Annotated in this window: 14 protein-coding genes and 1 pseudogene; 6 read left to right on the top strand and 9 right to left on the bottom strand. The window is 68.9% G+C overall.

Features of this window, described 5'->3' with window-relative positions; genetic code table 11:
• Window positions 1-41 precede the first annotated feature (41 nt).
• Together DV707_RS12735 and DV707_RS12730 are read left to right on the top strand one after the other, a co-directional pair.
• Entirely contained in the window at window positions 42-1,118 is a 1,077-nt protein-coding gene (locus tag DV707_RS12735; RefSeq protein WP_103991344.1) for a glutamate--cysteine ligase, read from the top strand.
• A 52-nt stretch (window positions 1,119-1,170) separates the two neighbouring features.
• The gene (locus DV707_RS12730) at window positions 1,171-1,791 is read left to right on the top strand and encodes a winged helix-turn-helix transcriptional regulator (RefSeq protein WP_103991345.1); all 621 of its coding nucleotides are present in this window, start codon (window positions 1,171-1,173) and stop codon (window positions 1,789-1,791) included.
• Window positions 1,792-2,128: 337 nt separating this feature from the next.
• Here the strand turns inward: DV707_RS12730 and DV707_RS12725 are convergent, their stop codons facing one another.
• Complete coding sequence (locus DV707_RS12725) at window positions 2,129-2,683, bottom strand: sugar O-acetyltransferase (protein ID WP_103991346.1); 555 nt, start codon at window positions 2,681-2,683, stop codon at window positions 2,129-2,131.
• 158 nt (window positions 2,684-2,841) lie between these two features.
• On the bottom strand, window positions 2,842-3,564 hold the full coding sequence (locus DV707_RS12720) for a phosphoglycerol geranylgeranyltransferase (protein ID WP_103991347.1): 723 nt from the start codon (window positions 3,562-3,564) through the stop codon (window positions 2,842-2,844).
• A 182-nt stretch (window positions 3,565-3,746) separates the two neighbouring features.
• Here DV707_RS12720 and aspS point away from each other — a divergent pair, with 182 nt between their 5' ends.
• Window positions 3,747-5,051: an aspartate--tRNA(Asn) ligase gene (aspS, locus tag DV707_RS12715; protein WP_103991348.1), complete on the top strand. Its 1,305-nt coding sequence runs from the start codon at window positions 3,747-3,749 to the stop codon at window positions 5,049-5,051.
• Between the two features lie 93 nt (window positions 5,052-5,144).
• Here the strand turns inward: aspS and DV707_RS12710 are convergent, their stop codons facing one another.
• The 3 genes from DV707_RS12710 to DV707_RS12705 are packed head-to-tail and all read right to left on the bottom strand — an operon-like array spanning window position 5,145 to window position 5,974.
• Window positions 5,145-5,498, bottom strand: a complete 354-nt coding sequence (locus DV707_RS12710) for a DUF3368 domain-containing protein (RefSeq protein WP_235010758.1) — start codon at window positions 5,496-5,498, stop codon at window positions 5,145-5,147.
• Window positions 5,495-5,671, bottom strand: coding sequence for a hypothetical protein (locus DV707_RS18995; protein ID WP_235010759.1), 177 nt, complete (start codon window positions 5,669-5,671; stop codon window positions 5,495-5,497). The genes DV707_RS12710 and DV707_RS18995 overlap by 4 nt, the downstream gene beginning before the upstream one ends.
• Window positions 5,672-5,974 (bottom strand): UPF0175 family protein, encoded by a 303-nt coding sequence (locus DV707_RS12705; protein WP_103991349.1) that lies wholly within the window; start codon window positions 5,972-5,974, stop codon window positions 5,672-5,674.
• Window positions 5,975-6,090: 116 nt separating this feature from the next.
• On the opposite strand from DV707_RS12705, the gene DV707_RS12700 reads away from it, so the two are divergent.
• Together DV707_RS12700 and DV707_RS12695 are read left to right on the top strand one after the other, a co-directional pair.
• Complete coding sequence (locus DV707_RS12700) at window positions 6,091-6,957, top strand: pantoate kinase (protein WP_103991350.1); 867 nt, start codon at window positions 6,091-6,093, stop codon at window positions 6,955-6,957.
• 79 nt (window positions 6,958-7,036) lie between these two features.
• Window positions 7,037-7,798 carry a 4-phosphopantoate--beta-alanine ligase gene (locus DV707_RS12695; RefSeq protein ID WP_103991351.1) on the top strand — a complete coding sequence of 254 codons (762 nt, stop codon included), beginning with the start codon at window positions 7,037-7,039 and terminating at the stop codon, window positions 7,796-7,798.
• A 70-nt stretch (window positions 7,799-7,868) separates the two neighbouring features.
• Here the strand turns inward: DV707_RS12695 and DV707_RS12690 are convergent, their stop codons facing one another.
• The 4 genes and pseudogenes from DV707_RS12690 to pth2 form a co-directional block, all read right to left on the bottom strand.
• A complete protein-coding gene (locus DV707_RS12690; RefSeq protein ID WP_103991352.1) occupies window positions 7,869-8,594 on the bottom strand; it encodes a DUF2103 domain-containing protein in 726 nt (241 codons plus the stop codon).
• Between the two features lie 144 nt (window positions 8,595-8,738).
• Window positions 8,739-10,183, bottom strand: a pseudogene (gene truD / locus DV707_RS12685) (tRNA pseudouridine(13) synthase TruD).
• Window positions 10,184-10,267: 84 nt separating this feature from the next.
• Window positions 10,268-11,329, bottom strand: a complete 1,062-nt coding sequence (locus tag DV707_RS12680) for a PAS domain-containing sensor histidine kinase (RefSeq protein ID WP_103991354.1) — start codon at window positions 11,327-11,329, stop codon at window positions 10,268-10,270.
• Window positions 11,330-11,412: 83 nt separating this feature from the next.
• Window positions 11,413-11,751: a peptidyl-tRNA hydrolase Pth2 gene (gene pth2, locus DV707_RS12675; protein ID WP_103991355.1), complete on the bottom strand. Its 339-nt coding sequence runs from the start codon at window positions 11,749-11,751 to the stop codon at window positions 11,413-11,415.
• A gap of 91 nt (window positions 11,752-11,842) precedes the next feature.
• Between pth2 and DV707_RS12670 the strand changes: the two genes are divergently transcribed.
• Window positions 11,843-12,319, top strand: coding sequence for a DUF3592 domain-containing protein (locus DV707_RS12670; RefSeq protein WP_235010760.1), 477 nt, complete (start codon window positions 11,843-11,845; stop codon window positions 12,317-12,319).
• Window positions 12,320-12,419: the final 100 nt, after the last annotated feature.

Raw genomic sequence — 12,419 nt, 5'->3', positions numbered from 1 at the left:
GCCCGCGACATATTTAATCGGCCGCCGCAAACCACGGGGCGATGGAGCTAGGGTCGGCGGACGCCTTCGACCGGATGGGTACCCTCGGCGTCGAGGAGGAGTTCTACATCGTCGACGAGCGGGGTCGCCCGACGTCGGGTATCTCTGATCTCGTCTACGATCACCCACCGACGGGGATCCTCGAGGACCGAATCGACCACGAGCTGTTTCAGTTCACGATCGAGACGCAGACGCCGCTGATCGAGGACGCAGGCGGCGTCGAAGCGGTGGTGCGCGACGTCCGCGCGGCGCTCGTCGACCACGCGGCCGAACACGGCTACCGGATCGCGGCGGCCGGTCTCCACCCCACGGCCGAGTGGTACGAACTCGATCACGCGACGAAACCGCGGTATCGATCCCAACTGGATCGGATCCAGTACCCGCAGCACCGGAACACGACCTCGGGCCTCCACGTCCACGTCGGCGTCGACGACGCCGACAAGGCGACCTGGATCGCGAACGAACTCCGGTGGTACCTCCCGCCGCTGCTCGCGCTGTCGGCGAACTCCCCGTTCTGGTGCGGATACGACACGGGGCTCTCCTCCGCCCGGGCGAAGATCTTCGAGGCGCTTCCCAACACGGGGATGCCGACGCACTTCGAGGACTTCGCGGCCTACCAGCGCTTCGAGCGCCGGATGGTCGAACTCGGCTCGATCGAGGACCGCGGCGAACTCTGGTACGACGTCCGGCCCCACACCGGCCACGGGACCGTCGAGGTCCGGACGCCGGACGCCCAGACCGATCCCGCCGCTACGGCCGCGTTCGTCGAGTACGTCCACGCCCTGGTCGCGGACCTCGCCGCGCGCTACGAGGACGGCGAGCCGGGGACGGACGTCCGGCGGGAGATCCTGGATGCGAACAAGTGGCACGCGATGCGCTACGGTCGCGACGCGGAGTTCATCACGCGCGACTGCGAGGACACGATCACGCTCGAGGAGTTCGTCGCGGCCGAGACCGACCGCCTCGGGACCGACGCACTGCGTCGACTCCTCGACGCGGAGAGCGGCACGGCGCGGCAGCGACGCCTCCGCCGCGAGTCCGGGTTCGACGCGCTCTGTGAGGCGCTCTGTCTGGAGTGAGGTCTGAGAAAGGCTTTTGCCCGCCGAGTTTTGACCTTTCGGGTAGAACACGATGTCTCCTGACGACCACACCGACGAGAGCGACGGGAGCCGCATAGACTTCGAGGACGCTATCGAGGGGGGCGACGAGGACGCCGACTCCGAGGCGGGGGCGCGAGCGCGACTGGAGGCCGAGGCCGACCGCGCCGTCTCGGAGTTCGACGAGGGGATCGTCGACCTCCTGGCGTGGCTCCTCGACACGGAGACCCGAGCGCGGATCTACGTGTACCTGCGCAAGAACCCCCACTCGACGAGCGAGGAGGTGGCCGACGGGACGGGGCTGTATCCGAGCACCGTCCGGGAGGCGCTCGCCGAACTCCACGAGGAGGAGACCGTCGCGCGTCGCAAGCGCGAGAGCGCCGGCGCGGGCAACAACCCCTACGAGTACACCGCCATCGCGCCGAGCGATCTCGTGCGCAGCGTCGCCGAGCAGGTCCAGTCGGAACTGAACACGGTGTTCAACCTCGACAGCCGACTCGGGGGCTCCGACGACACCAGCGACGCCACCGACACCGGACCGGTGAGCATCACCGTCGAGGAGGCGGGCGACGCGACCGGGGAAGAGACCGGCGACGCGACCGAGGAAGCCGACGATGCAGGAGAAGACGGGAGCGAGACGGCGAACGACGACTGACTCTGATGATGAGTACTCTCGTCTCTTCCCGCCGAGCGCCGCGGGGGTAGCGCTCGGCGGCGAAAAGTGAGAGTAATCGGTATGAGGCGACGCGGAGACGGTCCCACGAGACGGTGACGGTGGCGGCAACGGTGCCGGTCGGAAGGTGGTCCGCTGACGGTGCCAGTCGAAGGGTGATCCGCTGACGGTGCCAGTCGAAGGGTGATCCGCTGACGGTGCCAGTTGAAGGGTGATCCGCTGACGGCGTTTGGATGGTCTGCTGACGGCGTCTGCATCCGATTGCGCGCCCGGCCGTGCTAGTCGCGCGATCCCGTCGAACGATTTCCGGCGGACGCGACTACAGTTCCCTCACCACCGATGCCGGGTTGCCCTGCACGACGACGCCCTCGGGGACGTCGCTCGTCACGACCGCGCCCGAACCGACGACGCTGTCGTCGCCGACGGTGACGCCGGGATTGACGACCGCCCGCCCGCCGATCCAGACGTCGTCGCCGATCGTGACCGGCTTCCCGTACTCCAGTCCCTCGACCCGTTCGCTCGCGTCGAGCGGGTGCGTCGCCGTGTAGATGTGGACGCCCGGCCCGAGCATACAGTTCCGTCCGATCTCGACGCGGCAGACGTCAAGAACGACGCAGTCGAAGTTCGCGAAGAACCCCGGGCCGACGTGGATGTTGTACCCGTAGTCACAGCGGAACGGCGGCTCGACGTAGCTCTCCTCGCCGAGCGTCCCGAAGAGTTCCGCGAGCAGTTCGCGGCGTCTCTCGTCTTCGTTCACCTCCGTACGGTTGTACCGGTTCGTGAGCCGCCGTGCCCGCTTCCGATCCGCGACGAGTTCGGGGTCAGTGGGGTCGTAGCGGTCCCCTCGCAGCATCTTCTCCCGCTCGGTGTCCATATTCCTCCCCCGTTCCGGACCCGGATAGAGGTTTCTGCGACGGGGATCACCACTCGCTCCGGCGTCCAGCCGTCCCTCTCGAAGGGACGCCGTCGGTGGTTCAGAAAATCACGCGGCTCGTTAGTCGGAACGTCGCGGGGACCGGACACCTGGCGGTCTCACTCGACGAGCGCCTCGGCGTGTGCGTCTTTGACGCCCTCGACGGTCTCGCGGACGGCGTCGACGCCCTCGTCGTGGAGGAGGTCGCCGACGACGATCGTGTCCGCGTGTTTGCCCATCTCGTAGGCGGCGTCGTAGTCGCCGATGCCGCCCCCGTAGAACAGCGACGCGTCGTCGAGGGCGTCGCGGGCGGCCGAGACCTTCTCGGTGTCGCCGAACGTCCCCGAGTACTCGACGTAGACGATCTCCTGGCCGAACATCTTCTCGGCGACCGCGGCGAAGGAGGCGACGTCCTCGGCGGTCTGGTCGGTGTCGGCCTCGGTCAGTTCCGCGACCGAGGCGTCCGGATTCATCACGATGTACGCCTCGGTGTACGTCCGGTCCCAGTCGAGCGGCCCGTCGATCCGGACCCACTCCTTGTGCGCGCCGGTGACCCAGAAGGAGGACTCGGCGTTGAACACCGTCGGGATGAGGTAGCCGTCGAGGTCGTCCGACTCGATCACGACGCCGGGGTTCGAGGGCTCCTGGTAGAGCGGCACGTCGTAGCGCGAGCACGCGTCGACGACCCGCTCCATCTTCTCGGTCGTGATGTCGAGCGTCCCGCCGATCTCGATCGCGTCAGTCCCCGTCCGGCAGACGTCCTCGAACGTCTCGCCGTCGACGAGGTCTTTGTCCGGGTCCACTTTCAGCACGTGGTCCCACTCCGTCCAAGGCCCGGTCATTGCAGGTACGTCTCCCGGGGAACGTTAAAAATGGCGCGGAAGCGGGAACCGACCGCCCGAATGTGCGGTCCGCACGGGTTCGGACGACGAGCACCCCTCAACGTTCGGTCTCCCGTGCGGGAACGACACACTCCGCGACCGAACCGACCGTTTTTAAGACCGGGCGGACGGAAACACCGGGTATGAAAGGCAGAACCTACACGGCAGACGCCGAGCCGGGCGAGGCGATCACCGTCGCCGGCTGGGTCCACGAGGTGCGGGACCTCGGCGGTATCGCCTTCCTCATTCTTCGAGATAAATCGGGGAAGATCCAGATCAAACTCGAGGAGGACTCGATGGACGACGAACTCGTCGAGACCGGGCTGGGCGTGGCTCGCGAGAGCGTCGTCACCGTCACCGGCGACGTGAAGGAGGAGCCGCGCGCGCCGACGGACGTCGAGATCGTCCCCGAGTCGATCGAGGTGCTCGCGGAGTCCGACACCGAACTGCCGCTGGACCCCTCCGGGAAGGTCGACGCCGAACTCTCGACGCGGCTCGACAACCGGACGCTCGACCTCCGGAAAGAGGAAGTGAAGGCGATCTTCGAGATCCGCTCGGAGGTCCTCCGCTCCGCGCGCGACGCCTTCCGCGACCTGGGCTGTACGGAGATCAACACACCGAAGATCGTCGCAACCGGCACCGAGGGCGGCACGGAGCTGTTCCCGATCACGTACTTCGGGGAGGAGGCGTTCATGAACCAGTCGCCGCAGCTGTTCAAGCAGCTGATGGTCGGCTCCGGCCTCGAACGCGTCTTCGAGATCGGGCCGATCTTCCGCGCGGAGGAGCACAACACGCCGCGGCACCTCAACGAGGCGACGTCGATCGACTTCGAGTCGGCGTTCGTCGACCACACCGAGGCGATGGACGCCTGCGAGCACGTCGTCAAGAGCGCCTACGAGGGCGTCGCGGAGAACTGCGAGCGTCAGCTCGAACTGCTCGGCCTCGACGAGGCGTTCGAGGTCCCCGAGGGCGACTTCCCGCGGCTCACCTACGAGGAGGCCATCGAGCGGATCAACGCGACGGGCGAACTCGACGAGCAGCTCGTCTGGGGCGACGACCTCCCCACCGAGGGCGAGCGCGCCCTCGGCGACGACGTCGGCGAGCACTACTTCATCACCGACTGGCCCTCGGAGATCAAGCCCTTCTACATCAAGGACCACGACGACGACGCGCAGCTCTCGACGGGCTTCGATATGATGCACCCGCGGATGGAACTGGTCTCCGGCGGGCAGCGTGAGCACCGCTACGAGCACCTCGTCGAGGGCTTCGAGCAGCAGGGGCTCGACCCCGCGCAGTTCGATTACTACACGAAGATGTTCAAATACGGGATGCCGCCGCACGCCGGCTGGGGCCTCGGCGGCGAGCGGCTCGTGATGACGATGCTCGGCCTCGACAACATCCGCGAGGCGGTGCTGTTCCCGCGAGACAGGCAACGCCTGAGTCCGTAGGACGAAGACGTGGCGAATCGACGAGACGAGCGCCAGCGAGTCTCGTCAGACCGGCAGCGTCTGTCACCGTGGGCGACGGCATACCAGGCCGGGTCAGTCCTCCTCGGCGGCTTCGTCGATCAGTCGATCGGCCGTCTCGCGGAGTTCACCGGTCAGATGCAGTCCGTTCGAGTCGAGACGTCGCACGAGCGACTTCGCCTCGTCGGGCGCTCTTCCCTCGTCGACGGCGCGGACCACGACGCCGATCGTGCCGGTGACGGTGGCGTCGAATCCGTCGGCGACGGTCCTGACGCGTCGGTCGTCGGAGACGACGGCGATCGGTTCGTCCCGTTCGCGCGCTCGGAGGACGGCCGCGACGATCGCGACGTCGCCGTTTCGCTCCGCCTCGCCGAGCACGTCCATCGCGCTCCGCTGGTGCCCGCCGTCCGTGCTCGTCTCGGTCTTCACCGAGACCGAATCCCTCCGGAGCAGCCCTGAACGTTCCGTTCCGTGCGCCCCTCGCTCATTTCGTCGGTGACCGCCTGCGGGATCACGAGGTCGCCGTCGAAGTTCGTCAGCAGTTCCAGTTCGCCGACGCTCTCTAGGGCGATGAGCGTCGTCGCGTCCACGTAGATATCCATCTACAGATCTCGCGCCGCCTCGGCGTCGCGTTCGAGATCGGCCGCCGAAAGCTGCGTCGTCAGATTCCGCTCTCGACAGATATCTAGCCACTCCGCGAGCGGAACGCCGGCGATGCGTGCTGCCTCCGTCACGGAGATTTCGCCGGTCTGGTAGCGCTCGACGGCGACGCGGATTCGCAGCTCTTTGAGCCCCTCGTCCAGGGCCTTCCTGATCGTCGTACTCTTGTCCTCCCCGAGGAGTGCGGCGACCTCCTCCAGTTCGTCCCGTTCGTCGTCGGGGATGCGGGCGCTTATCGACGGCACGTATACGTTGTATTATAACGTAATCGTATTTGAACCTGTGGACGACCGGCCGCCGCGGATCCCCGCCGGCTACCGAAACCGCGCCCGATTTAACGGCCGACGCGCAATCGACGGCAATGACCGACGAGGCGGCGGCGTTCGTGCCCGGACACGTCACCGGTTTCTTCAGCGCGCATCCCGACGAGGATTCCTCGATTGCCGGCTCCCGGGGCGCCGGCGTCGCGCTCTCGCACGGCGTCGACGTCCGCGTCGTCCGCGGTAGTGACGGAAACGACGTCGGTGTGACGCTGAACGGCGACCCGATCGACGTCGCGCCCGTCGCCGCCGTCCTCGACGATCTCGACGCGTCGGACGCCCGCGTCGTCGCCGAGACGCCGCTGCCGCTGGGGGCGGGCTTCGGCGTCTCGGGCGCGATGGCGCTCGGGACCGCCTACGCCGTCAACGCCGCTTACGGTCGCAGTCGGAGCGAGAACGAACTCGTCGGCCTCGCCCACGCCGCGGAGGTCGAGGCGGGGACCGGTCTCGGCGACGTGGTGGCACAGGCCCGCGGAGGGCTTCCCATCCGGCTCGAACCGGGCGCGCCGGAGCACGGCCGTCTCGACGGGATCCCGGCCAGTCCCCGCGTCGAGTACATCTCCTTCGGGTCGGTCTCGACCGAGGACGTCCTCTCGGGGGACACCAGCACGCTGACCGCCGCGGGCGAGCGCGCGCTGGCGGACCTCCGGGCGGAGCCGACAACCGATCGCCTCGTCGAACTCTCGCGGCGGTTCGCCCGCGAGGCGGACCTCCTCACCGACCGCGTCGCCGACGCCGTCGCGGCGGTCCGCGCCGAGGGCGGCGACGCCGCGATGGCGATGCTCGGCGACACCGCCTTCGCCTTCGGCGACGGCCTCTCTTCGGCCGGTTACGACCCCGAGGTCTGTGCGGTGCATCCGACGGGGGCGACGCTCCGGCCGCCCCGCCTCGATCGATTCGAACGCTGAGCGGACCGCACCGCCGCCGAACGCGAGATCGGCGAATCAAAACCGCCCCGCTTTTCGCCCGGCCGGTCGATCTCGGGGTATGAGCGAGATCGACGTCCCGGAGAGCCACCCCCGCTACCAGTCGCTCCTGACGCGACACCGCATCGAGGAGGGGGTCGAAAAGGGGATCACGAGCAAACAGGGGCTCATCGCGGAGGGCCGCGGCGAGGCGTTCGATTACCTCCTCGGCGAGCGAACGATCGAATCGGCCGACGAGGCCGCCCGCGCCGCCGCTGCGCTCCTGCTCCTGGCCGACCGCCCCGTCCTCTCGGTCAACGGCAACGTCGCGGCGCTCGTCCCCGGCGAGATCGTCGAACTCGCCGCGGCGGTCGACGCCGACGTCGAAGTGAACCTGTTCAATCGAACGGACGAGCGGATGGAAGCGATCGCCGCACACCTCCACGAGCACGACCCCGAGGCGGCCGGCGTCGAGATCAAGGGATTGACCGCGGACGCGCGCATCCCGGGGCTGGAACACGAGCGCTCGAAGGTCGACGCCGACGGCATCGGCGCGGCCGACGTCGTGCTCGTCCCCCTCGAAGACGGCGACCGCGCGGAGGCGCTCGCGGCGATGGGGAAATCCGAGATCGTGATCGATCTGAACCCGCTGTCGCGGTCGGCCCAGGCGGCGGCGGTCCCGATCGTCGACAACATCCTCCGTGCGGTCCCGAACGTCACCCGGCACGCCGAGGCGCTGTGCGACGCGTCGCGGGAGGAACTGGAGTCGATCGTCGGGGACTTCGATCCCGATGCGGCGCTGTCGGCAGCCGAGGGCGCGATCCGGTCGGGCGATCTCGAATAGCGGTTGGCACGCCGCCCCTCGCTCGTCGCGACGCGCTCACAGCCCGCTTCCACCGACGCGCTCATACTGGTCACTCGTCCCGCAGTTCGGCCTCGGTGAGCGCCTCGTTGAGGTCGTCGCGAACGAACTCGCCGGTCTCTCTGTCCATCGCGGTCGTCACGATCCGGTTCTCCTGGACGCTCGACCCGTCCCGGAGCAACAGCCGGACGTTGCCGTTGTCGTCGGCGCGGGTCACCTTCGCTCTGAGTCCCGTCTGCGAGCCCATCCCGCCGGCGTCGATCGGGCCGGGGACGACCTTCTTGACGTGCGGGTGGTCGGCGACGACGCCGATGGCCTGCCGGCCGTTCCGCCCGCCGATCAGCGTCGAGTGCGACCCGCCGAGTTTCTCCCGCGGCGGCGTCTCGACGACTTCCAGCGAGCGCTCGCCGCGGCGCTCCAGCACGCGCTCGACGGGGTCGTCGGCCGCGACGCGATAGAACTCGTGGTGCAGTTGCGCTCTCGTCTCTCTGAGGACGTCGCGGTTCCCCGCCGCGAACACGGTCTCGGGTCGCTTGCGGCGGACGTCGTCGGCGACGCGTCCCGCGAAGTTCCGCAGTTCGACGGTCTCCGACTCGGGGTCGTCCTCGGGGACGGTCGTCAGCGTCGTTTTCCCCACGACCTCCTCGCCGTCGAGCATCGTCAACTCCGCGCGGTCGCGCTCGAAGTCGACGACGACGGCGTCGCAGTTGGCGGTGTCGCACACCAGGCAGTAGTCGCCCGGTCGTTCGAGGGGCGTGCCGCACCGCCGACAGTCCATAGCGGGCGAAGGCGACGGGAAAATAAAAGCGCGGCTATCGATCGATTCGACCCTGGCTGTCCGCCCGTGACCGTCCGCCCGCTCGCGACGGGACCGACGGCGGTCCAACGCGGCGCGTCACGGCCGACGACGGACGTCGACGGCTCACAGTTCGGTCGGGCTCGTCTTCAGGTACTCTCTGAGCAGCACGGTCGCGTACGACCCCGAGGGAAGCGAGAACGAGAGGTCGTACGCGTCCTCGTCGGGATCGACGTCGGTCTCGACGCGCGTCCGCAGCAGGACCGCGCGTCGCGTGCCGGTCGAGTGGAACGCGTCGGGAAGATCGAAATCGCCCGGTTCGAGGTCGAGGTCGTCGAGGACGGCCCGTTCGATCTCGCCGGGTTCGCCGTCGGCCAACTCGGTCTCGACGCCGACCAGCGGCGCGGTCACGAACGCCCGGCCGCGCTCGCAGTGCCGTCGCATCACGTCGACGCGACGATCGGTCGCGACCTGCGTACGGTCGGTGTCCGGACGGTAGAGTCCCCCGGGCGCGTCGGTGTCGGCGAAGCAGACGACGTCGCCCTCGACCGGATGGGAGAGGGGGAGACCGCGGGAGAGCCGCTCGCTGACGATCCGGTTGAAGGCGTACGACTGCGCGGCGTTGACGAACAACCGCTGGAGGTTCTCCGGGACGGCCTCCAGGGCGTGTCGCCACTCCTCCGGACCGCCGTCGCCGTCCTCGTGCAGGCGGTGCAACATCGACCGCTCGAACCGGAGCGCGCCGGGCATCCGATCCAGCGCCGCCCCCAGTCGGGATCGTCCGTCTCGGCCTGCTCGTCGACGAACGCCCGCGCCTCCTGGGTCGCCTCGGGCTCGGCGTCGAAGGGGTTGCCGACGTACGTCAGGACCGCCTCGCGCCACTCGCCGCGGGCGACGCACAGGCCGACCTCGTGGGTGACGGGGCGGCGGCTCCCGAAGCGCTGGTGACCGAAGTAGTTCGGGACGGCGACCTCGATATCGGCCCCGTCGCTGTCGACGCTGGCCTCGTCGCCGTCGACGCCGGTCCCATCGCCGTCTCCGCCGCTTGCGTGCACCGAACCGCTCTCTGCGCCCGCTCCGCTGCCCCGCGCGTGCAGCTCCGCGGTTATCTCCTCGACCGGCGCGACGTGGGCGTCTCGGACGCGGATCTCGAAGGCGTTGCCCGCCAGGTCGCCGAAGTGGAGCCGGCGTCCGACTCGGCCCAGAACCTCGACGTCGGCGTCGTCGATGTCGGGGAGTTCCTCGGGACCGATGCCCTCCAGCGAGAACAGCTGCGTCGTGACCGCGTACTTGTCCTTCGTACCGGCCCAGGAGACCCTCTCGCGGCTGATCCCCAGCGCGTTCGAGAGCCGACGGGCGAAGTCGTTGGTGTCCCATCCGCGCAGCGTCGCCCGGACGAGCAGGTGCGGGTAATCGCCCGTGTCGGCGTCGAGGGGCGCGGGGTCCATCGCCTCCAGTTCCCTGACGCGGAAGTCCTCGGGCGTCGACCGCAGGCGGCCGCCGGTCCCGTCGGCGTCGCTGTAGTAGTGCTCGATGCCGACGCGCCGTTCGAGAGGGTGGGCCTCGCGCATCTGGTTGCCCTCGGCTTCGCCCTTCGGGAGTAAGGTCGCTCCGGTTCACTCCTCGTCGGGAACGCACGGACGTGCGACCGCCCGTCAACTCCCCTCGTCGGACTCCCGCATTCCGGTGATCTCGAACCGTGCCCCGCCCGCCTCGGAGTCGCCGACGGCGACGTCCCAGCCGTGGGCCTCGGCCGTCGCGGCGACGATGTTGAGACCGAACCCCGTCCCGCCGTCCCCGGTGGTGTATCCGTACTCGAAGACCTGCTCGCGGTCCGCCTCGGGCACCCCCGATCCGTCGTCGTCGACGGCGACCCCGCCCGGGATCGACGAGACCGTCACCGTGACGCAGTCGGTGTCGTCGCCCGCGTGTCGGATCGCGTTCTCGAAGAGGTTCTCGAAGAGCCGGCACACTCGTCCGTCGTCGGCCTCGACCGTCCCGAGGTCGCCGTCGACGATCAGGCTCCCGCCGGCGTCGTCCGCGCGCGTCGCTTCGCCCTCCTCGCCGCCCCCGCCGACGGCCTCCCACGCGCCGACGACGACGCGGTTCAGATCGACGGGTCCGAGATCCGGCTCCCGATGCCTGTCGCCGACGAGCGTCCGGACGTCGCCGATGATGGACTCCATCCGGTCGTGCACCCGGTCCAGGCGGTCCAAGAACTCCTCGCCGCCGGCGACTTCCCCGCGCAGGATCTTCACCTGCGCCCGCGCGGCGTTCAGCGGACTCGTGAGGTCGTGCGTCAGGATCTCGGCGAACCGTTCGAGGTCGCGCTCGCGCTCGGCGCGCTCTGTCACGTCGCGGACGACGTCCACGAGGTACTCCCGGTCGCCGACGGTCGTCGACGACACGCTCGATTCGGCCCAGAACGTCGTGCCGTCGCGCCGTTCGGCCTCCCAGCGGAACCTCCCCACGCCGCCCTGCCGTGCCGTTCGATCCGCCGCGGCCCGCGCGTCGCCCGCACGCTCGGGGTCGGCCGCGTACGCCTCGGCGTCGAGTTCGCGGAAGTCCGCGGGAGCGTGTCCGAACACGTCCTCGACGGCCCCGTTGGCGGCGACGACCTCGCCGCTCGCGACCTCGCGGACGACCACGGCGTCGCCCATCCCGTCGACGACCTGCGCGAGCGCGCCGTCGACACGCTCGTCCGCGAAATCCCTCATTTGCACCTCCTCCGTACGGACCCGTGGTAAGTCGTTTGGCCGCTCCCGTCTATCCGTCCGGTCTCCGCGCTCCCGTCCTCAGCTCAGTACAGCGAGAGGTCGCCGGTCACCCGGTCGACGTCCTCCTCGCGGGCGGGGCCGACCGCCAGACAGGTCACCGTGCCGGGGTCGAGTTGGGTGTGTCCGGCGTCGCGGATGATCGCGTTCGGCAGCCCGAGCCGCTCGGCCTCGTCGGCCAGTCGAAACAGCGTCTCCTCGCCGTCCGCCTTCAGTACGACCTTCTTTTGCCCGCCGCCCTTCCACTCCTTTCTGGTCCGGTCGTCGGTGTCCTCGTACGCCGACAGCGACGCGTGTGCGACCTGCGCGGCGAGCTTTCCCCTGCCCATCCCGAGGTCCGTCCGCGCGACGATGGCCTGCTTCATACGCGACTCTGGCGCGCGATGCGGTATATGTCCTCGCTTTGCCGCGGGGTGGAAGCGTCATAATTATAAGGAGTCTCACTCACCGAAATCTGTGCCCTCCACAATCGGTCCCAGTTCGTTCTTCGCGGCAGTATTGCTCCTCGTCGGAACCGGCCTCGCCGGGTACGGCGCGTACGATTACACCCAGCAGTCGGACGCGATCGAAGACGCGGTGGCCGTGGACGCGACGATCGTCGAGACCGACGTCGAGACGGTCACCAGCAAGGGAGACCAGTCCCACAAGCCGACCGTGTCCTTCGAGTACCGGTACGACGGCACGGCGTACACCGGCGACCGGATCTTCCCGTCGGACGTGAGCCCGAAGTACGAGATTCACTCGAAGGCGCAGTCGCTCGCCCAGGAGTACGAATCCGGGGAGACGGTCACCGCGTACGTCGATCCGGCGGCGCCCGGCGACGCGTTCCTCGAGAAGCGACGGTCGACGTATTCGTTGAAGCTCGCGGGGATCGGGGTCCTGATCGTACTCGTCACGCTCGGGTCCCGCGTCCGATCGTCGCTGAACAGCTAGGACGGTCTCCCAGTCGAGCGATTTCGCGGGGGACCGATCGCCGGAGCGACCCGGCCGCGACGCGTCGGTTCCTTCGACTCCCCGGACCGCCTCGGTCGGA

This window comes from Halobellus limi (assembly GCF_004799685.1).
Lineage (GTDB): Archaea > Halobacteriota > Halobacteria > Halobacteriales > Haloferacaceae > Haloquadratum > Haloquadratum limi.
This window is presented reverse-complemented; position numbering and strand designations above follow the sequence as displayed.

Coding starts and splice junctions, on each gene's coding strand:
- DV707_RS12735 (WP_103991344.1), top strand. CDS start 42: ATGGAGCTAGGGTCGGCGGACGCCTTCGACCGGATGGGTACCCTCGGC.
- DV707_RS12730 (WP_103991345.1), top strand. CDS start 1,171: ATGTCTCCTGACGACCACACCGACGAGAGCGACGGGAGCCGCATAGAC.
- DV707_RS12725 (WP_103991346.1), bottom strand. CDS start 2,683: ATGGACACCGAGCGGGAGAAGATGCTGCGAGGGGACCGCTACGACCCC.
- DV707_RS12720 (WP_103991347.1), bottom strand. CDS start 3,564: ATGACCGGGCCTTGGACGGAGTGGGACCACGTGCTGAAAGTGGACCCG.
- aspS (WP_103991348.1), top strand. CDS start 3,747: ATGAAAGGCAGAACCTACACGGCAGACGCCGAGCCGGGCGAGGCGATC.
- DV707_RS18995 (WP_235010759.1), bottom strand. CDS start 5,671: ATGGATATCTACGTGGACGCGACGACGCTCATCGCCCTAGAGAGCGTC.
- DV707_RS12700 (WP_103991350.1), top strand. CDS start 6,091: ATGACCGACGAGGCGGCGGCGTTCGTGCCCGGACACGTCACCGGTTTC.
- DV707_RS12695 (WP_103991351.1), top strand. CDS start 7,037: ATGAGCGAGATCGACGTCCCGGAGAGCCACCCCCGCTACCAGTCGCTC.
- DV707_RS12690 (WP_103991352.1), bottom strand. CDS start 8,594: ATGGACTGTCGGCGGTGCGGCACGCCCCTCGAACGACCGGGCGACTAC.
- DV707_RS12680 (WP_103991354.1), bottom strand. CDS start 11,329: ATGAGGGATTTCGCGGACGAGCGTGTCGACGGCGCGCTCGCGCAGGTC.
- pth2 (WP_103991355.1), bottom strand. CDS start 11,751: ATGAAGCAGGCCATCGTCGCGCGGACGGACCTCGGGATGGGCAGGGGA.